16 protein-coding genes and 2 tRNA genes are annotated in these 18,958 nt (G+C 63.6%); 15 read left to right on the plus strand and 3 right to left on the minus strand.

What is annotated here, in order from left to right; translation table 11 throughout:
- The first annotated feature begins 21 nt into the window (after positions 1 to 21).
- The 4 genes from ilvC (at position 22) to E5222_RS07760 (ending at position 5,826) form a co-directional block, all read left to right on the plus strand.
- The gene (ilvC, locus tag E5222_RS07745) at positions 22 to 1,041 is read left to right on the plus strand and encodes a ketol-acid reductoisomerase (RefSeq protein WP_136693199.1); all 1,020 of its coding nucleotides are present in this window, start codon (positions 22 to 24) and stop codon (positions 1,039 to 1,041) included.
- A gap of 89 nt (positions 1,042 to 1,130) precedes the next feature.
- Entirely contained in the window at positions 1,131 to 1,784 is a 654-nt protein-coding gene (locus E5222_RS07750) for a YceI family protein (RefSeq protein WP_211196119.1), read from the plus strand.
- A gap of 286 nt (positions 1,785 to 2,070) precedes the next feature.
- Positions 2,071 to 3,759: a 2-isopropylmalate synthase gene (gene leuA / locus E5222_RS07755; protein WP_136693200.1), complete on the plus strand. Its 1,689-nt coding sequence runs from the start codon at positions 2,071 to 2,073 to the stop codon at positions 3,757 to 3,759.
- 84 nt (positions 3,760 to 3,843) lie between these two features.
- On the plus strand, positions 3,844 to 5,826 hold the full coding sequence (locus tag E5222_RS07760) for a PAS domain-containing hybrid sensor histidine kinase/response regulator (protein WP_136693201.1): 1,983 nt from the start codon (positions 3,844 to 3,846) through the stop codon (positions 5,824 to 5,826).
- A 24-nt stretch (positions 5,827 to 5,850) separates the two neighbouring features.
- Here E5222_RS07760 and E5222_RS07765 read toward each other — a convergent pair whose 3' ends face one another.
- Positions 5,851 to 6,396 carry an AHH domain-containing protein gene (locus E5222_RS07765; protein WP_342773178.1) on the minus strand — a complete coding sequence of 182 codons (546 nt, stop codon included), beginning with the start codon at positions 6,394 to 6,396 and terminating at the stop codon, positions 5,851 to 5,853.
- A complete protein-coding gene (locus tag E5222_RS07770; protein WP_136693203.1) occupies positions 6,393 to 7,280 on the minus strand; it encodes a hypothetical protein in 888 nt (295 codons plus the stop codon). The genes E5222_RS07765 and E5222_RS07770 overlap by 4 nt, the downstream gene beginning before the upstream one ends.
- A gap of 64 nt (positions 7,281 to 7,344) precedes the next feature.
- Between E5222_RS07770 and recJ the strand changes: the two genes are divergently transcribed.
- From recJ to phoB, 11 genes are all read left to right on the plus strand, one after another.
- Positions 7,345 to 9,126: a single-stranded-DNA-specific exonuclease RecJ gene (gene recJ / locus E5222_RS07775; RefSeq protein WP_136693204.1), complete on the plus strand. Its 1,782-nt coding sequence runs from the start codon at positions 7,345 to 7,347 to the stop codon at positions 9,124 to 9,126.
- An 81-nt stretch (positions 9,127 to 9,207) separates the two neighbouring features.
- Positions 9,208 to 9,282, plus strand: a tRNA-Glu gene (locus E5222_RS07780).
- Between the two features lie 40 nt (positions 9,283 to 9,322).
- Positions 9,323 to 9,397, plus strand: a tRNA-Glu gene (locus E5222_RS07785).
- A gap of 96 nt (positions 9,398 to 9,493) precedes the next feature.
- Positions 9,494 to 10,675 (plus strand): sensor histidine kinase, encoded by a 1,182-nt coding sequence (locus E5222_RS07790; protein ID WP_136693205.1) that lies wholly within the window; start codon positions 9,494 to 9,496, stop codon positions 10,673 to 10,675.
- A gap of 154 nt (positions 10,676 to 10,829) precedes the next feature.
- Entirely contained in the window at positions 10,830 to 12,179 is a 1,350-nt protein-coding gene (locus E5222_RS07795; RefSeq protein WP_246021612.1) for an OprO/OprP family phosphate-selective porin, read from the plus strand.
- 123 nt (positions 12,180 to 12,302) lie between these two features.
- On the plus strand, positions 12,303 to 13,337 hold the full coding sequence (locus E5222_RS07800) for a substrate-binding domain-containing protein (RefSeq protein ID WP_136693206.1): 1,035 nt from the start codon (positions 12,303 to 12,305) through the stop codon (positions 13,335 to 13,337).
- Between the two features lie 17 nt (positions 13,338 to 13,354).
- Positions 13,355 to 14,740 (plus strand): phosphate ABC transporter permease subunit PstC, encoded by a 1,386-nt coding sequence (pstC, locus tag E5222_RS07805; RefSeq protein ID WP_136693207.1) that lies wholly within the window; start codon positions 13,355 to 13,357, stop codon positions 14,738 to 14,740.
- Positions 14,733 to 15,980 (plus strand): phosphate ABC transporter permease PstA, encoded by a 1,248-nt coding sequence (gene pstA, locus E5222_RS07810; RefSeq protein WP_136693208.1) that lies wholly within the window; start codon positions 14,733 to 14,735, stop codon positions 15,978 to 15,980. The genes pstC and pstA overlap by 8 nt, the downstream gene beginning before the upstream one ends.
- Complete coding sequence (pstB, locus tag E5222_RS07815; protein WP_136693209.1) at positions 15,980 to 16,786, plus strand: phosphate ABC transporter ATP-binding protein PstB; 807 nt, start codon at positions 15,980 to 15,982, stop codon at positions 16,784 to 16,786. Before pstA ends, pstB begins: the two co-directional genes overlap by 1 nt.
- The gene (gene phoU / locus E5222_RS07820) at positions 16,786 to 17,454 is read left to right on the plus strand and encodes a phosphate signaling complex protein PhoU (RefSeq protein ID WP_136693210.1); all 669 of its coding nucleotides are present in this window, start codon (positions 16,786 to 16,788) and stop codon (positions 17,452 to 17,454) included. Before pstB ends, phoU begins: the two co-directional genes overlap by 1 nt.
- Positions 17,455 to 17,537: 83 nt before the next feature.
- Entirely contained in the window at positions 17,538 to 18,227 is a 690-nt protein-coding gene (gene phoB, locus E5222_RS07825) for a phosphate regulon transcriptional regulator PhoB (RefSeq protein WP_136693211.1), read from the plus strand.
- Between the two features lie 7 nt (positions 18,228 to 18,234).
- Here phoB and E5222_RS07830 read toward each other — a convergent pair whose 3' ends face one another.
- Positions 18,235 to 18,957, minus strand: a complete 723-nt coding sequence (locus tag E5222_RS07830; protein ID WP_136693212.1) for an extensin-like domain-containing protein — start codon at positions 18,955 to 18,957, stop codon at positions 18,235 to 18,237.
- Position 18,958: the final 1 nt, after the last annotated feature.

Genomic DNA, 18,958 nt, shown 5'->3' on the forward strand with positions numbered 1-18,958 from the left:
GACAAGAACGGGAAATACCAGATGAAAGTCTATTACGACGCCGATTGCGACCTGAACCTGATCACCGACAAGAACATCGCCGTGCTCGGCTATGGTTCGCAGGGCCATGCCCATGCGCAGAACCTGCGCGATTCCGGCGTGAAAAACGTCGCCATCGCCCTGCGCCCCGGTTCGGGCAGCGCGAAGAAGGCCGAAGGTGCGGGCTTCAAGGTCATGTCGAATGCCGAAGCCGCCGGCTGGGCCGACATCCTGATGATCCTCGCTCCCGACGAGCACCAGGCCGCCATCTGGGCCAATGACCTGAAGGGCAACATGAAGAAGGGCGCCGCCCTCGCCTTCGCCCACGGCCTCAACATCCATTTCGGCCTGATCGAGCCGTCGGACGATATCGACGTCATCATGATCGCACCCAAGGGCCCCGGCCACACCGTACGCGGCGAATACCAGAAGGGCGGCGGCGTGCCGTGCCTGATCGCGATCCACCAGGACAATTCAGGCAATGCCCATGACATCGCCCTCGCCTACGCTTCCGGCGTCGGCGGCGGCCGTTCGGGCATCATCGAAACCAACTTCAAGGAAGAGTGCGAGACCGACCTGTTCGGTGAGCAGGCCGTGCTGTGCGGCGGCATCACCCACCTGATCATGGCCGGCTTCGAAACGCTGACCGAGGCGGGCTATGCCCCTGAAATGGCCTATTTCGAGTGCCTGCACGAAACCAAGCTGATCGTCGACTTGCTGTATGAAGGCGGCATCGCCAATATGCGCTATTCGATCTCCAACACCGCCGAATATGGCGATTACCACACCGGCCCGCGCGTCATCACCGATGAGACCAAGGCCGAGATGAAGCGCGTGCTGGAAGACATCCAGGCCGGCCGCTTCGTACAGCGCTTCATGCTCGACAATGCCGTGGGCAACCCGGAAATGAAGGCCGCCCGCAAGCGCCAGGCAGAACATCCGATCGAGAAGACCGGCGCGCAGCTGCGCTCCATGATGCCGTGGATCACCGCAAACAAGCTGGTGGACCAGGAAAAGAACTGATTGGGGCGGGCCAAGCCTAAACCCAGTGGACATTGTCAAAATGGGGCGTCAGATTGCGCCCCGGACAATTCCACTGGGAGACCCTTTCTATGCGTAAGACCATCCTTGCCGTGACCGGTGCCGCTGGCGCCGTGGCCCTTTCCTTCGGTGCGCTCAACGCCCAGGGCGGCCCGCCGCAGCTGCCCGGCGCCCTCGATGCCAGCCGCGTGGAAGCCGGCACCTATGCCACCGATGCTTCGCACTCGCTGGTCGGCTGGCGCGTCAACCACTTCGGCTTCAACGACTATTTCGGCATCTTCGGCGATGTCGCCGGTACGCTGGAAATCGATCCGGCGGACATCACCTCGGCCAAGGTGGACGTGACGATCCCGGTCGCTTCGGTCACCACCGCAAGCGCCGGCCTGACGGATCACCTGCTGCGCGCCGCCGGCGAAGGCGCGGCCGCACCCGATTTCTTCGGCCCCGATCCGGCCGCAGCCCGCTTCGTGTCGACCTCCGTCCACCAGACGGGCGACAACACGGCGCATATTATGGGCGACCTGACGCTGAACGGCGTGACCAAGCCGGTCACCGTGCAGGCCGAATTCGTCGGTGCGGGTGCCAATCCGTTCACCCAGGCGCTGACCGTGGGCTTCGAAGGGCACACTACCATCACCCGTTCGGAATGGGGCCTTGGCGGCTTCACGCCGCTGGTGGGTGATGAAGTCGAGCTCAACATCACCATCGCTTTCGAAAAGCAGTAATTGGCACTGCCTTTTGCGCATCAGGAGCGCGCGATCCCTGCCCGGGGTCGCGCGCTTCTTTGCATCTGCGCACTAGACATTTGGTAACCCTGACCGCATATGCTGGAGGCTATGGACCGTCGTGAGCTCCTATCGCTGCTTCGACTTACACGCCCTTAGGCGTGCCAACGGTCCTGCGCGCCATGCGCATGGACACCCCGCCTAAGGGACATTTCCAGCACTGAACCGAAGGAAAATGCGCAGCGGCCCTTGCCGCGCGCAAGATAAGCGATAGAGGCTTCCCGCCATGCCGATGCTCAAGGACCCGAGCCGAAAATACCAGCCATTCCCGCAGGTCGATTTACCCGACCGGCAATGGCCTGCGCGCACCATCACCGCCCCGCCCCGCTGGCTCTCGACAGACCTGCGCGATGGGAACCAGTCGATCATCGATCCGATGGATTCGGTGAAGAAGAACCGCTTCTTCGACCTGCTGGTGGAAGTGGGCGTGAAGGAAATCGAAGTCGGCTTCCCCGCCGCCGGCCAGACCGAATTCGATTTCATCTCCGGCCTCGTGAAGTCGGACCGTATCCCCGATGACGTGGTGATCCAGGTCCTGACCCAGTCGCGCGAGGATTTGATCAAGCGCAGCTTCGAAAGCTTGCAGGGCGCGCGCGAGGCAATCGTGCATCTCTACAACGCCGTCAGCCCGGCCTGGCGCGACATCGTCTTCCGCATGAGCCGCGAGGACGTGAAGCAGATCGCCATCAAGGGCGCGCAATTGCTGGTGGACGAGGCGGCGAAGCAGCCCGGCACCAAGTGGCACTTCCAGTATTCGCCCGAGACCTTCTCCACCGCCGAGCTGGATTTCAGCCTGGAGGTTTGCGAGGCGGTGATGAAGGTCGTCGGTCCCAGCAAGGACTGGCCGCTGATCATCAACCTGCCGGCGACGGTGGAAGCGGCAACGCCCAATATCTACGCCGACCAGATCGAATATTTCTGCCGCAACCTGCCCAATCGCGATGCGGCGGTGATCAGCCTGCACACGCATAATGACCGCGGCACCGGCGTCGCCGCGGCGGAGCTGGGCATGATGGCGGGCGCCGACCGCGTCGAAGGCTGCCTGTTCGGCAATGGCGAGCGGACGGGCAATTGCTGCCTCGTGACCGTGGCCATGAACATGTACACGCAGGGCGTCGATCCGCAGCTCGACTTCAGCAATATCGACAAGGTCATCGAGACGGTCGAATATTGCAACCAGCTGCCCGTCCACCCGCGCCATCCCTATGGCGGCGAGCTGGTCTTCACGGCCTTTTCCGGCAGCCACCAGGATGCAATCAAGAAGGGCTTCGAAGCGCAGCACGGCCGCAATGACGAGCTGTGGCGCGTGCCCTATTTGCCGATCGATCCGGCAGACCTGGGCCGCAGTTACGAGGCGGTGATCCGCGTCAATTCGCAGTCCGGCAAGGGCGGCTTCGCCTGGGTTCTGGAACAGACGCAGGGCCTCAAGCTGCCGAAAAAGATGCAGGCCGATTTCTCGCGCCATGTGCAGAAGATGGCCGACGAGCAGAGCCGCGAATTGAACGCCGAAGACATCTGGCAATGCTTCCGCGAGGCCTATTTCATCGGCAATGTGCCCAAGCGTTTCCGCCTGATCGATTACGAGGAAAACAAGGCTGCCGACGGCAGCCGCATCTTCACCGGCACGATCTGCGTCGACGGCGTACAGGAGCGCGTGTCGGGACGCGGCAAGGGCCTGCTTTCCAGCGTGCTGGCGACCATTCGCGAGACCTACGGCATGGATTTCGAAGTGCTCGATTATGTCGAGCACGCGCTGGGATCGGGTATCGATGCCAATGCGGCGGCCTATGTCGAATGCCGCCTGCCCGATGGGCGCAGCGGCTGGGGCGTGGGTATCGACGAGGACGTGGCGACAGCCAGTGTTCGCGCGATCCTTTCCGCCGCGAACGGCGCCTTCGCAAGACAGGACGCCTAAGGGCAAATACCGAGCAGGCGACAAGCTATTTTCTAGCTAGGCTGCGCGAGAACGTACGGGGAAACAACCTCGCGCGGATGGATCATGCTCGCAAATTCACTTGTCGCCTTGCTCGCCGCAGCAACGATCATCTTCTCCTTCCTGTATTTTCGCCTCTCGGCGAACAGCAGGCAGGACGATCCCGCCGCGCGCAGCTTCACCACTTTAGCCGAGGCATCCCCGGCAGGCATCTGGCGTACAGATCCAACGGGCAAGGCCGTCTATGTCAACAAGGCGTGGGAGCAGATGACCGGGCTGGTGCATGGCGCCTGGCTAGGTGAAGGCTGGGCGAACGCGATCCATCCCGCCGATCGCGACCGGGTGTTCCGGCGCTGGCAGGCGGCGGTCGAATCCCGCTCCGTCTTTCGCGATGAGTGGCGCTGGCAGCGGCCCGATGGCCGCACCTTGTGGGTCACCACGATCGGCGCACCGGAATTCGGCAGCGATGGCGACCTGCAAGCCTATGTCGGCCTGAATATCGATATCCAGCGCTCCAAGGAGCTGGAAGACGACCTCAAGCTGGCGCGCCAGCGGGCCGAAGATGCAGCGAGCGCCAAGACCGAATTCCTCGCCAATATGAGCCACGAGATTCGCACGCCGATGAATGGCGTGATCGGCTTCACCGAACTGCTGCTCGAATCCGACCTCAACGAGGAGCAAAGCCAGCAAGTTCGTCTGGTTGCCGATTCGGGGCGCGCCATGCTGCGCCTGCTTAACGACATCCTGGATTTCGCGAAGATCGAAGCGGGCCAGCTGCGGCTGGTGAAGGAAGCGACCGACCTGCGCTCCAAGCTCAAGCACTGTATCGACCTGATGCGCCCGATTGCAGAGGCCAAGGGCCTGGAATTTACGCTGGATGTTAGCGACGATCTGCCTGTCCATATCGAGCTCGACAAGATGCGCACCCGTCAGGTCGTCCTCAACCTCATCGGCAATGCGGTGAAGTTCACCGAATATGGTGTCGTGACAGTTTCGGCCGGGCTCAGGCTGGTGGATGGCGAGCAAGTGGTTGCCATTTCCGTCGCGGATACCGGCATCGGTATTGGCGAGAAGGAACAGGAGGCGATCTTCGCTCCGTTCAACCAGGAAGACAGCCTCGCTTCGCGCCAGTTCGGCGGCACCGGACTTGGTCTGACCATCAGCAGCCAGCTGGTGCGGATGATGGGAGGGCGCATCCAGCTAGAAAGCCAGCCCGGCAAGGGAAGCACTTTCACCGTCCTGCTTCCCCTGAAGAAAGTGGAGAAGGACACTCACAAGCCAAGCATCACCGCTCCTGACATGGGGATCCCCGAAGTGCTCGAATGCAAGCGCGTGCTGATCGCGGAAGATCACGAGATCAATCAGCAGCTGATTCTGGCCATGATGGAGACGATGGGACTGGAGCCCGAGCTGGCCAAGAACGGTATCGAAGCCGTAGAGGCAGTCCAGCGCGCCCATCGTGCCGGCCAGCCCTTTCATATCGTTCTGATGGACATGCAGATGCCGGACATGGACGGCCTGGAGGCCACTCGCGCCATCCGCGCTGCCGGTTTCGATGCCGAGACGCTGCCGATCGTGGCGCTGACCGCAAACTGTTTCCGCGAAGATATCGCGGCCTGCCTGCAAGCGGGCATGCAAGGTCACATCGGCAAGCCGGTGCGAATGGCCGATCTCGCCCGGGAATTGGCGCGCTTTGCAAAGGCGGTCGACGAAGAGGCGGGCAGCCAGGAACTCGCGCATCTAAGCGATATCTCGCGCGAGCCTGCGCTGGATTCCTCCAGGCACTCGCTCGAACGCAAGTACCATGCCCGCAAGGCGAAGCTGCTGCAGCGCATTGACAAGGCGCTGGACGAGAACGCCGAGGATGAGGATTGGGACGAGATCGCCAGCGAATTGCACAAGCTGGCCGGCGTGGCAGCCAATTTCGGCGAATCGGATCTCGGCGAACTGTCGCGAAAATTGGAGAACGAATTGCGCGGCACCCGCCATGCAGACCAGCGTCGCGCGGCGCTGGCCAGGCAATGGCCCGACCTCCGCAAGGTGGCGTGATTTTGGGCGCTTCTTGCGCCAGCCCTATTCCGTATCGGACCAGATGGTGTCGGCCATCGCGTCCAGCTCGCTGAAGTCTACTCCGCTATCCAGCTGGTCATTGCGGTTGAGCTTCAGCCACCGTCGGCCCGGCCGCAGCAGGCTGCGCCGCAGGGCCGCCTGCAACAGCCGCATGCGCATCAGGGCAGTTTGCCCCGCCTGCTCGGGGTCGGTGGCGTACATCCGGCTCCATTCGCGCTCGATCTGCGCCACTCGTTCGGCCACCACCTCGCTATACTGCCGGTGCGGCCCACGATGGAGCGGCAGGCCCAGCACGGCAGAGGCTTGCTCCATCGCCGGGAGCAAGAGGCCGTTGAAGCGGAAATCATCGAAGCCGATCCGATCGCGTCCCACGCCTTCGAAAAGGCGCCCCAGCGTCGGTGAATTGATCAGCTGTCGCGGCAGCAGGTGATGACGCTGCATGCCCTTTTGGTAGCCGGGCTGCCCCGGCTTGTTGACCGCGCGAAACGAGATTCGCGCGCGACTTTCCCTATTCGCAGAATCCGCTACCGGCGGCTGCGTCGAACTTATCTTGAGCCTCTCCACACGCCGACCATGCCCTCATCCGGCCGCGGCTCCAAGATCAAAGTTCCGCCATTGGGTCCGGTAAGCGACATCGCCTGGTCAACGCGCCCGTTCTCCACCAGCCAGTGAAGCAGGCGCAAGGCCACCTTGGCGCCTTGCGATTTGTCGAGCGCCAGCTCGGCATCGATGTGCAATTCCTGCCCAGTGAACAGCGCCAGTCCCTTACTCACCAGCGAACCGTCCTCCTGGCTCTCCAGCGCAGTAAGGCCAAGGCCCGGAAAAGCCCCGCCGCCGATCCAGCGTTCCACCGACTCGGCAAAGTAGGCGGGCTCGCAAGCGGTGCCGGCCGGGCTCCATAACACTGCCATCACATCTGGAAGCCGCGACAGTTCGGACGCCAGCCAGGCGAGACAGCGCAGCACCGGGATCATCGGCGCGCCGCCGATCAGGTGCGGGCCGGGAGAAAGGCTGACCGCCTCTGCGTCGCCGACGTCGAATTCCCCATCAAAGCCGTAGGAATGCTCGCAGGAGGGTATGGCCACCGGAGCCCCCGGAGCGAGGCCCGCGACATCGAAGGTCAAGCCGTTGGCGAGCAATTCCGCCCATTGATCCCCGGCATCATTTTCGTTAGATTCCAGCGTAACGGCAAATTGCCCACGTTCGCTGGACATGGCCCGGAGATCGGCCAGAACCGGGCGCTTGCCCGCCTTGAACAGCAGGACAACCGCGTTTTCCAGCCCGCTGTCGGATGGGCGTGGTGTTACTGAAATGATCCCCAATCCCTTGTCCTGAACGAACAGTTCCGTCTGATACCAAGACTTGCCTATGCGAATTTCCCGACAAGGCAAGGCGGTGACCCCAAAACGGTGCAGAACGGGACAGCTCTTCACCGCTTTTGTCGATAGAAGCGATATTCGTCTTTCGTGATTTCCCGGCGCGCGTTATCCGCAGATCATGCAAGAAGCTCCTGCGATATTTGGTGTTGATCAGTCCTTAACGGGCAAGAGCTGGCGCTGGCTTGGCGGCAATATGCAGCTCGATGATCCCATGGCGGGCATTGCCGAGGACATCGTTAATCAGCTGCTGCTGGCGCGCGGCGTTGCGCGGCAAGATCTTGCGATGCACCGCGATCCCAGCCTGCGCGCATTCCTGCCCGATCCTTCGGAATTCAGGGACATGGACCGCGCCGCCGAACGCATCGCCGAGGCTGTGATCGCGCGCGAGGCGGTGACGATCTATGGCGATTACGATGTCGATGGCGCCACAAGCTCGGCCTTGCTGATCCGCCTGTTGCGCATGCTGGGCCATGATGCGGGCCATTATATCCCCGACCGGCTGCTGGAGGGATACGGTCCTTCGGGAGAGGCGCTGGTGCGCATCGGGCAGGATGGATCCAGCCTGATCGTCACCGTCGATTGCGGCGCCATGGCGCATGAAGCGCTGGCCATGGCCAACGATGCCGGCGTGGACGTGATCGTGGTCGACCACCACAAATGCTCGCCCGAACTGCCACGCGCCTATGCGCTGGTGAATCCCAACCGGCTGGATGAGAGCGACCTTGCCGCGGCCCACGGCCACCTTGCCGCAGTCGGCGTCGCCTTCCTGCTGGCCGTGGCGGTGGTGCGTACATTGCGCCAGCGCGGCTATTTCGCCGACCGTTCGGAGCCGGATCTATTCGCCTTGCTCGACCTCGTCGCGCTGGGCACGGTAGCCGATGTTGCTGCTATCCGGGGGCTCAACCGGGCCTTCGTGGCGCAGGGCCTCAAGGTAATGGCGCGCCGGCAGAACACCGGCATGGCCGCGCTGATCGACGCCTCTCGCCTCAACCGCGCGCCCAGCTGCAGCGATTGCGGATTCGCGCTGGGCCCGCGCATCAATGCCGGCGGGCGCGTCGGCGAATCAACGCTCGGCGTACGCCTGCTGACGACCGAGGACCCGGACGAGGCGCGGATCATTGCCGAGCAGCTCTCGCGCCTTAACGAAGAGCGCCGCGGGATCGAGGCAGCGGTGCAGGAAGCGGCAGAGGAGAAGCTGTCCGGCCAGCACAACCGCGCGGTGCAGCTGGTGGCGGGCCATGGCTGGCATCCGGGCGTGATCGGCATCGTTGCCGGGCGGATCAAGGAGAAGACCGGCAAGCCCGCCATCGTCATCGCGCTGGATGAGGAGAGCGGACAAGGCAAGGGTTCGGGACGCTCGATTTCCGGCGTGGACCTTGGCGCGGCGATCATCGGCGCGCGCGAGACGGGCCTGCTGGTGGGCGGCGGGGGCCATGCCATGGCGGCAGGCCTCACGGTAGAGGAAGCGCGGCTGGATGCCTTCTCCGAATGGCTGGAGGAACGGCTGGCCCGCCCCGTCGCTCAGGCGAGCGCCAACCAGGTGCTCAAGCTCGACCTTGCCCTTGCCCCCGGCGGCCTCACCCCCGACCTCGTCGAAACGCTCGACCAAGCGGGGCCCTTCGGCGTCGGCTGGCCCGGTCCGCGAATCGCCGTCGGGCCGGTGCGGCTGGTGAAGGTCGACATTGTGGGCACCGATCATGTCAGGCTGATCGCTGCGGGCGACGATGGCCGCTCGTTCAAGGCAATCGCCTTCCGTGCGGCGGAAAGCGATATGGGCCAGGCGTTGCTCCACGGTTCGCGCGGGCGCAAGCTGTGGCTCGCAGGGCGTGCAAAGATCGATGACTGGGGTGCGAGACCAGCAGCGGAACTGCATCTGGAGGATGCCGCCTGGGCCGACTGAGGGCCCTGCGCACATTTTCCCTGTCGGCAGGGCTTGACCGTTTGCCAATGCCCCCCTAAGTGCGCCGCTCGCACCGCTAATGGCCCCTTCGTCTAGCGGTTAGGACGCGGCCCTTTCACGGCTGAAACACGGGTTCGATTCCCGTAGGGGTCACCAGCGGTGCGCAATTGCCCCACAACCGGCATCTGCCTTTCGGGGCCCCTTCGTCTAGCGGTCAGGACGCGGCCCTCTCACGGCTGAAACACGGGTTCGATTCCCGTAGGGGTCACCAGATAATCGGCAGCCCGGGTCACTCATGGGTCACAAATATCCTTCCACCGAATTAGCCATTGGCACCCCGCCCGGCTTGCGGCTAAGGCTCCGGGCCATGGAGGGGCGTCACATACCTGCAGCTGGCATTGTGATTGCCGTGGTGACCGGCATCATCCTGATATTTGCCGGGGTCGATCTCGCTATAATCGCTGCTGTCGTGCTGGTCTGGTGCGCATCCTTCTGGCTGGCCATGCCTCCCCCGCAAAAAGCCGCTCCGCCGCCGACCGAAGGGGTGCAGCTTACCCGTTCCGGCATGCGCGACCTGATCGAGCATTCGGGCCTGCCCATGCTGATGCTCGACGGGAATCGCATTATCGTGGGCAACAAGGCCGCGCGCGAGGCGATTGGCACGCATATCGTGGGCCAGGATGCCCGCGTCGCACTGCGCCACCCGGTGGCGGTGGACCTGCTCGACCGGGAGGAAGGCGGCAGCGCCGATGTGCAGGGCCTGACCGGCCCGCGCAGTTCGTGGCAGATGACTCGCACACCGATCGACCAGCGCTATAGCCTGATCGAGCTGATCAACCGCACATCCGAAGCCGATGTCAGCCGCGCGCATACCGACTTCGTCGCCAATGCCAGCCATGAGCTGCGCACCCCGCTTGCATCCATCATCGGCTATATGGAAACGCTGGAGGATGAGGGCGAAGACATGCCCGCGGCGCAGGTGGAAAAGTTCTACGCCACCGTATTGCGTGAGGCACGGCGCCTGCAGACGCTTGTGGACGACCTCATGTCGCTGAGCCGGGTTGAGGCGGAAAAGCACGACCAGCCGCGCGAGCAGCTGGACCTGACCAAGCTGACGCAGCAGGCCGCGCGCGATGGTGCAGGCCCCGACAGGGTCAAGCGCGTGCGGCTGGAACTGCCGCCCCACCCGGTCATGATTCGCGGCGACCACAAGCAGCTGGAGCAGCTGGTCCGTAACCTCGTCGACAATGCGCTGAAGTATGGCAGCGCGACGGAGAATGTGACCGTCTCCCTCGGCTCGGATGAGCGGGACATGGCGGTGCTTACGGTGAAGGATCGCGGCGAGGGAATCGCGGCCGAACACCTCCCGCATCTGACGCGGCGATTCTACCGCACCGATCCCAGCCGCAGCCGGGCAGCCGGCGGGACGGGCCTTGGTCTCGCGATTGTAAAACATATCGTCGAACGTCACCGCGGCCGGCTGGATATTGCCAGCAAGCTAGGCGTGGGAACGACAATCAGCGTGCGCATTCCGCAGGTCCGCGACTAGGGGCAGACCTGCGGCCGCGCACCAACGCCATCCGAAAAGATGACGATTCGATTTCAATTTCGCGAATATCGGGGGATACCGTCACAAAAGTGAAATGAAGCGGACATAGGGGGCACACACCGATGTCACATTTGACACATTTCTGGAGTGCCCAGTGAAGAAGCCACTACTTATTTCGCTCGCTGCCAGCACCGCGCTGGTCGCACCTGCTGCCCATGCGCAGACGGACGAAGTCACCGCCCTGCGTGCACAGATCGAGATGCTGCAGGCGCAGGTCGAAACGCTGTCTGCCCGCCTTGACGAGATCGAGGACGAGGCCGACGCGACGCAGGCCAGCGTCGTCGCCAACACCGCAGCCATCGCAGCCCCCGAAGTCGAAGATGACGGCATTGAAGTCGGCTTCTCCGGCGCGCCCGAAATCGAAGGCGAAGGCGGCTGGTCGTTCAAGCCGTTCGGCCGTCTCAATATCGATGCCGGCACTGTCGGCCTGCCCGATGGTCTTGGCCTTGAAGAAGGTTTCGGCAGCGAATTGCGCCGTGCGCGAATCGGTGTCGAGGGCGATATTCCCGGCGGCTTCGGCTACAAGATCGAGGTCGATTTCGCCGGCGGCTCGGGCGAGCTGACCGACGCATTGCTGACCTACAAGACCGGCGACGTGAAGCTGACTGTGGGTCAGCACAACAACTTCCAGTCGCTGGAAGAGCTGACCAGCAGCCGCTGGTCCTCCTTCATCGAGCGCGCCGCCTTCACCGATGCCTTCGGCTTCGAGCGCCGCCTGGGCGTTTCCGCCGAATATAAGAGCGGCGACGTGATGGTGCAGACCGGCGTCTTCAGCGACAATATCGAAGACCTGCCGGGCAAGACCTTCAGCCTCGATGGCCGCGTGGTCTACTCCCCCGAAATCGGCGATGCGCAGCTCCACCTCGGCGGATCGCTGCACCTCACCGATATCGAATCGGGCGGGACCGTCCGTTATCGCCAGCGCCCGCTGGTGCATTTCACTTCCGAGCGGTTGGTCAACACCGGCAATATGGATGCCGAAAGCGAATTCGGCGCCGGCCTCGAAGCCGCGGCGATCGCCGGCCCCTTCCACATCGTGGGCGAAGGTTTCTGGCAGAGTGTGAACATGCCCGGCGCCGCTGACGATCCCGGCTTCTTCGGCGGCTATGTCGAAGTGGGCTACTACCTCACCGGCGGCGACAGCCGCGGCTACAAGGGCGGCAAGTTCGACCGCACGCGTCCGGCCAATCCGATCGACGAAGGCGGCCCCGGCGCGTGGCAGGTCAACCTGCGTTACGATCACCTGGACCTGAACGATGGCAGCATCGTGGGCGGTACGCAGAATGGCTATATGGCTTCGCTGGTGTGGGTGCCGACCGACTATACCCGCGTTTCGGCGAGCTACGGCCATCTCGAATATGACAATGCCGCCTACGCCCTGCCCGGCGGCAGCACGTCCTACAGCGCCGACGTAATCGGCCTGCGGGGCCAGATCGACTTCTGATGCCACTGGCCGAAGCCGGCATGCCTTCCGTCACGAATGTGACCGTGGCATGTTCGGCTTCTGTCGTCTTTCCGTAACACAGCGCCTCTACCGCGCCTCCAGTATTGAAGTGGAAGAAGAGACATGACCAAGACTTTCAAATTCGCCGCCGTCGCCCTGGGCGCCCTGACCATTGCCGCCTGCGGCAGCAATACGGGCAGCACCGAGGGCCAGGCCATCCGCGCGGTGGGTTCCTCCACCGTCTATCCGTTCGCCACTGTCGTGAGCGAGACCTTTGCCCGCAACTATCCCGACTATCCCTCGCCGCTCATCGAATCGACCGGCACGGGTGGCGGTATGGCGCTGTTCTGCGAAGGTGCTGGCGCGGATACGCCCAGCCTCGCCAATGCCTCGCGCCGCATGAAGCTGTCGGAATTCGAAACCTGCCAGGCCAATGACGTGACGGGCATCACCGAACTGCAGGTCGGCCTTGACGGCATCGCCTTTGCCGCCGCTCAGGGCGGGATCGACATGAACCTGACGCCGGAGATCGTCTATCGCGCGCTGGCCGCCAATCCTTATGGCGAAGAACAGACCGCCGAGAACTGGTCGGACATCGACCCGTCGCTGCCGAACCTGCCCATCCTGGTCTACGGCCCGCCCTCGACCTCCGGCACGCGCGATGCGCTGAAGGAACTGGTCCTCGAAGTCGGCTGCAAGGCTGGCACGCTGCCCGAAGGTCTTTCGGAAGAGCAGGAAGACCAGATCTGCACCGAAGTCCGTTCGGACGGCGCTTTCGTCGACCAGGGCGAGCAGGATAATCTGATCGTCCAGAAGATCGAGAGCAATCCGAACGCCGTGGGCGTGTTCGGCTATTCCTACCTCGAAGAAAATGCCGACCGTGTGAACGGCCTGTCGGTCAACGGCGTGGAGCCGACCTACGAAAACATCTCCAGCTTCGCCTATCCGGGCGCACGCCCGCTGTTCGTTTACGTGAAGAACGACCATGTCGGCGCGATCCCGGGCCTGGCCGAATTCCTCGGCACCTGGGCCGAAAGCTGGGGAGTTGGTGGTCCGCTTGCGCAGATCGGCCTTGTCGCCAGCCCTGAGGACGTTATGGCGCGCAACAACGCCGCTGTGACCGAGCTGCCGGCCCTGACCGCAGCCGACTTCGAATAAGGTAAGTTACACGAACGATGTCACCAGCCATACCGCTTCTCCTCGCCATTGGGCTTGGGCTCGCCGGATGGCTGGTGGCCCGTTCGCGTGCCTGGCAATTCAAGGCCAAGGCGCCTGACGGGCGCCTTGCCGCCCTGCCGATCTATCATGCCTGGTATGCCGCCCTGTGGATCGGCCTGCCGGTGCTTCTCTTCGCGCTGATCTGGAACGCCATTTCCGGCGACCTGATCATGCAGCAAGTACTCGCCAGCGATGGCGCACAGACGCTGCCCGAATTCGGCATGCGGCGCGATGCGATCCTCAACGAGGCGCGCAATGTCGCCTCAGGCGCAGCCGATCGCGCGATCATTCCCGAAGCGCGCGAGTTGGTCGAACCCTTCCGCTCGGCGACCAATTTCTACGGCTGGGTGGGCATTGCGATCTCGCTGATCATCGGCCTCGCGGGAGCTGCCTGGGCTTTCCTGCGCCTGAAACCCGATTTCACCGCCCGCACCCGCGTGGAAGGCGGCGTGCTGACAGTGCTGTTCCTCGCCTCGCTGGTGGCGATCCTCACCACTTTCGGCATCTTCCTGACGCTGGTTTTCGAGACTTTCCGCTTCTTCGGAATGGTCTCGCCCGTCGATTTCCTGTTCGGCACGCATTGGGCGCCCGATCCGATGGCCAATGCGGCCAGCCCGGACGGCAGCCGCTATGGTGCAATCCCGCTGTTCTGGGGCACGATCTTCGTCGGTGCGATCATCGCCATGATCGTGGCGATTCCCGTCGGCCTGATGAGCGCGATCTACCTCACGCAATATGCCGATCCGCGCCTGCGCAGTTGGATCAAGCCCGCGCTGGAGATTCTCGCCGGCGTGCCCACCGTCGTCTATGGCTACTTCGCCGCGCTGACGATCGCGCCTGCCATTCGCGACATCGCCATTTCCATCGGCATTTCCAACGCCTCCAGCGAGAGCGCGCTGGCAGCCGGCCTCGTCATGGGCGTGATGATCATTCCGTTCGTCTCGTCGATGGCGGACGATTCGATTGCCGCCGTACCGCAGGCGATGCGTGACGGGTCGCTGGCCATGGGCGCGACCACGAACGAAACGATCCGCCGCGTGCTGATCCCCGCCGCCCTACCCGGCATCGTCGCCGGCATCATGCTGGCGGTGAGCCGTGCGATCGGCGAAACCATGATCGTGGTGATGGCCGCCGGCTATGCCGCCAATCTCTCGGCCAATCCGCTCGAAGCCATGACAACGGTGACCGTACAGATCGTTGCCATGCTGACTGGCGAGGCGAGCCTGGACCATCCGGCAACGCTCAGCGCCTTTGCCCTGGGCTTCGTGCTGTTCATCATCACTCTCATCCTGAACATCATCGCCCTGCGCGTGGTGAAGAGGTTCCGCGAAGCTTATGAGTGATATCGTGAACCCCACCCGCACGCCTGCATTCGAGGCCCGGCTGAAGAAGCGCTATGCGGCTGAGCGGCGCTTCAAGGCGCTGGGCCTGTCGGCCATCGTCTTCTCGGTCGCTGTGCTGGTCTTCCTCCTCGCCACGATGCTCGGCAACGGCATCGGCGGTTTCCAGCGCACCGTGTTCGAGGTGCCGGTGGACCTGTCGCGCATGGGTCTCGCCATTTCGGAGACCGAGAACGAGGCGAGCGCGGTGCGTGCGCTGCAGACGCAAGGGCTGCCCGAAATCGTCCAGTTCGCCGCCGAAGAAGCGCTGGGTCCGGAAGGCGCGGCCGAGATCAATTCGGAAGCCTGGCGCGCCGTCGCCCGCGCGATCATCGCCGATCCCACGCTGGCGCAGGGCACCAACACCTTCCAGCTGATCACCAGCGAAGATCTCGCCTCCGCCTATGCGGGAGACGGGCAGGCTGCATTACAGCCACTGGCGCAGGAGCTGGCCGAACGCGGTCTGCTGCACGATGCCTTCGACCCCGGCTTCCTCGCCCGCTCCGACGCCACCGATCCGCAGCTGGTGGGTATCTGGGGGGCGCTGAAGGGATCGATCTACACCATGATCGTCACCCTGCTGCTGGCCTTCCCCGTGGGCGTGCTGGCAGCGCTTTACCTAGAGGAATATGCGCCGCGGAACCGCTGGACCGACATTATCGAAGTGTCGATCAACAACCTCGCAGCGGTCCCCTCGATCATTTTCGGCCTACTGGGCCTCGCGGTCTTCCTTGCGATCTTCCCCGGCTATCGCTCCGCCCCGCTTATCGGCGGCATGACGCTGGCGCTGATGACGATGCCGGTGATCGTGATTTCGGGCCGCAATGCGATCAAGGCGGTGCCGCCCTCGATCCGCGACGGCGCTCTCGCCATCGGTGCATCCCCGGTGCAGGTCGTGTTCCACCACGTCCTGCCGCTGGCCCTGCCCGGCATCCTGACCGGCACGATCATCGGCATGGCCCGCGCCTTGGGTGAGACCGCGCCGCTGCTGCTGATCGGCATGCGCGCCTTTGTCGCCACTCCGCCCGACGGTTTTACCGACAATGCCACCGTGCTCCCGATGCAGATTTTCCTGTGGTCCGACCAGATCGACCGCGGATTCGTCGAGCGCACCAGCGCGGCGATTATCGTGCTATTGATATTCCTCCTGCTGATGAATGGCATCGCCATCTATCTGCGCAACAAGTTCGAGAAGAAATGGTAATGGAACAGACCGAACTGGCCACTGCCGCGCAGCGCGTAGAGCCGACCAGCGCACCGAAGATCCATGCCGAGGGCGTTTCCGTCTACTACGGGGACAAGAAGGCCATCGATCACGTCTCGATCGACGTGCATACGGAGCATGTGACCGCCTTCATCGGCCCCTCGGGCTGCGGCAAGTCCACCTTCCTGCGCGCACTCAACCGCATGAACGACACCATCGCCTCCGCCCGCGTGGAAGGCGTGATCGAGCTCGATGGCGAGGATATCTACAATTCGGGCATGGACGTGGTGCAGTTGCGCGCGCGGGTGGGCATGGTGTTCCAGAAGCCCAATCCCTTCCCCAAGTCGATCTATGAGAACATCGCCTATGGGCCGCGGATCCACGGCTTGGCGCAGGGCAAGGGCGAACTCGACGCAATCGTGGAGAAGAGCCTGCAAAGGGCCGGCCTCTGGGAAGAGGTGAAGGACCGGCTGGAGGAATCGGGCACTGCGCTCTCCGGGGGCCAGCAGCAGCGCCTGTGCATCGCGCGCGCCATTGCAGTCGATCCCGAAGTCATCCTGATGGACGAGCCGTGCTCGGCCCTCGATCCCATTGCCACGGCCAAGATCGAGGAATTGATCGACGAATTGCGCGGCCGCTACGCCATCGTGATCGTCACCCACTCGATGCAGCAGGCGGCGCGCGTTTCGCAGCGGACGGCCTTTTTCCACCTCGGAAACCTGGTGGAATATGGACATACGTCGGATATCTTCACTAATCCTCGGGAGCAGAAAACCCAGGATTACATCACGGGTCGGTACGGCTAATGGCAGAACATACAGTCAAGGCATTCGATGAGGACATCACTCGCCTTCGCGGCCTGATCGCGGAGCTTGGCGGGCTGGCGGAACTCGCCATCAGCCAGGCGCTGGAAGCCATCGTCACCGGTGACGAGGAACTGGCCCGCGAAGTGGTCGAGCGTGACGCCAAGATGGACGCGCTGGAAGCCGAGGTGGACGCCATGGCCGTCCGCGTTCTCGCCTTGCGCGCACCCATGGCGGACGACCTTCGCGAAATCATCGCCGCGCTCAAGATCGCCGGCGTGGTCGAACGTATCGGCGACTACGCCAAGAACATCGCCAAGCGCACGGGTCGCATCGAAGGCCGCAGCCGGTTCGAACCGCTGACCCTGCTGCCCGCCATGGGCGAAGTCGCCGCCGAAATGGTGCATGACGTGCTGACCGCCTATGCCGCACGCGATCCCATCGTGGCACGCGAGGTGATCGCGCGCGATGCGAAGGTCGATGCGTTCTATGACAGCATCTTCCGCAACCTCGTCAGCTACATGGTCGAAAACCCCGCCACCATCAGCAGCGCGGCGCAATTGCTGTTCGTCGCCCGCAATATCGAGCGGATCGGCGACCATGCGACCAATGTTGCCGAAATGGTGCATTTCGCCGCGGTCGGCTCCTATCCGTCCGATATTGAGCGTTGAAACATTTCTGACGCATAATTGACATATCAGGGCGGGGAATCGAGGGTCCCCAACGGCCCCTCGCACCCTGGAGGGTTTGCAATATGTCAGCACCCAAACTGCTGCTGGTCGAAGACGATACCGCGCTTGCCGAACTGCTCGAATACCGGTTCGAGAGTGAGGGCTACAACGTCCGCGTCACGCCCGATGGCGAAGAGGCCATGGTCATGGCCGCGGAGGAGACGCCCGACCTGGTGATCCTCGACTGGATGATCGAGGGGGTGAGCGGGATCGAGGTCTGCCGCCGCCTGCGCCGCGACAAGGAAACGGCGCATGTCCCCATCATCATGCTGACCGCGCGCGAGGCGGAGGATGACCGGGTGCGCGGGCTGGAAACCGGCGCCGACGACTATCTCACCAAGCCCTTCTCTCCCCGCGAGCTGCTGGCGCGCGTTTCCGCCGTGCTGCGCCGCGTACGCCCGGCCCTCGCTGGCGAGACGATCGAGGCGGGCGACCTCAAGCTCGATCCCGTCGCCCACCGCGTGGAACGGCGCGGCCGCCAGCTGCAGATCGGCCCGACCGAATATCGCCTGATCAAGTTCTTCATGGAGCACCCTCGCCGTGTCTTCTCCCGCAGCCAGCTGCTCGATGCGGTCTGGGGCACTGGCAGCGAGATCGAGGAACGCACGGTGGACGTGCATATCCGCCGCTTGCGCAAGGCGATCACGATCGAGAACACGCGCGATCCGATCCGCACGGTCCGCTCCGCCGGCTACGCGCTGGAGCCTGTGTAAACCGGGCTCAGCGGCACACGCCGCCGATCATCCTGTCGGCCTGGTCGAAATGGAAATGATCGGCATGGGCAAAGTTGTAGTCAGGTGAGAGCACGGTCGCGTAGGTGCCGCAAGCGCCATCGCGCACCCGGCGCAGGAATTGCGCTTCCGCGTCCTCGCCTTCCCAGTCGCCCAGTACACTGACCCTGCGACCGTCCTCCAGCACGAAGGCGGCGATGTCGATGGCATTACCACTGGCATGCTCGCTCCAGCTTCCTGCATCTCCCCCGCCGATGCGGCGGCAATTGTAGGTGCCCAGATGCTGGACCTGCCGTACTTCCGAGCCGAAAATCTCCTGCGCGGCGGGTTGTACCGTGTGGCGCATCCACACCTCATAGGCAGTGGCGACAATGCAGGTCATTTGCGGATCGGCAGGAGCGAGGCTACCGCCCGTCAGCACGGTGCGGTCGGGACGGCTGCATTCCCCTTCCCCGCTGGGTGGCAACCCGCTGTAGGCGACGCCCCCGCGATCGAGAACGGCGCGGCAAGCGGTCGCGTCACTTCTCAACCCGTCGAGTTTCGAGGCAGTGGCCCAACCGATCGGGTGCGCAATTTCCAGCGGCGCCCATGGATTGTGCTGCGGGTTCTCCTGCAGCCATCCCCGCATTGCCAGCGCGCCTGCGGCCAGCAGCAAGATCAGGATGACAATGCGGTCGAGGCGGAAACGTCCAATGCGGCGCGAGAACTTCATA

Origin of the sequence: Alteraurantiacibacter aquimixticola, assembly GCF_004965515.1 — a bacterium.
In the GTDB taxonomy this organism is placed as follows: Bacteria; Pseudomonadota; Alphaproteobacteria; order Sphingomonadales; family Sphingomonadaceae; genus Alteraurantiacibacter; species Alteraurantiacibacter aquimixticola.

What these genes read in the sequence shown, in the direction of transcription:
- pstA (WP_136693208.1), top strand. Translation starts at nt 14,733, where the DNA reads ATGAGTGATATCGTGAACCCCACCCGCACGCCTGCATTCGAGGCCCGG.
- E5222_RS07760 (WP_136693201.1), top strand. Translation starts at nt 3,844, where the DNA reads ATGCTCGCAAATTCACTTGTCGCCTTGCTCGCCGCAGCAACGATCATC.
- recJ (WP_136693204.1), top strand. Translation starts at nt 7,345, where the DNA reads ATGCAAGAAGCTCCTGCGATATTTGGTGTTGATCAGTCCTTAACGGGC.
- E5222_RS07830 (WP_136693212.1), bottom strand. Translation starts at nt 18,957, where the DNA reads ATGAAGTTCTCGCGCCGCATTGGACGTTTCCGCCTCGACCGCATTGTC.
- pstB (WP_136693209.1), top strand. Translation starts at nt 15,980, where the DNA reads ATGGAACAGACCGAACTGGCCACTGCCGCGCAGCGCGTAGAGCCGACC.
- ilvC (WP_136693199.1), top strand. Translation starts at nt 22, where the DNA reads ATGAAAGTCTATTACGACGCCGATTGCGACCTGAACCTGATCACCGAC.
- E5222_RS07790 (WP_136693205.1), top strand. Translation starts at nt 9,494, where the DNA reads ATGGAGGGGCGTCACATACCTGCAGCTGGCATTGTGATTGCCGTGGTG.
- phoB (WP_136693211.1), top strand. Translation starts at nt 17,538, where the DNA reads ATGTCAGCACCCAAACTGCTGCTGGTCGAAGACGATACCGCGCTTGCC.
- E5222_RS07750 (WP_211196119.1), top strand. Translation starts at nt 1,131, where the DNA reads ATGCGTAAGACCATCCTTGCCGTGACCGGTGCCGCTGGCGCCGTGGCC.
- E5222_RS07800 (WP_136693206.1), top strand. Translation starts at nt 12,303, where the DNA reads ATGACCAAGACTTTCAAATTCGCCGCCGTCGCCCTGGGCGCCCTGACC.
- phoU (WP_136693210.1), top strand. Translation starts at nt 16,786, where the DNA reads ATGGCAGAACATACAGTCAAGGCATTCGATGAGGACATCACTCGCCTT.
- leuA (WP_136693200.1), top strand. Translation starts at nt 2,071, where the DNA reads ATGCCGATGCTCAAGGACCCGAGCCGAAAATACCAGCCATTCCCGCAG.
- pstC (WP_136693207.1), top strand. Translation starts at nt 13,355, where the DNA reads ATGTCACCAGCCATACCGCTTCTCCTCGCCATTGGGCTTGGGCTCGCC.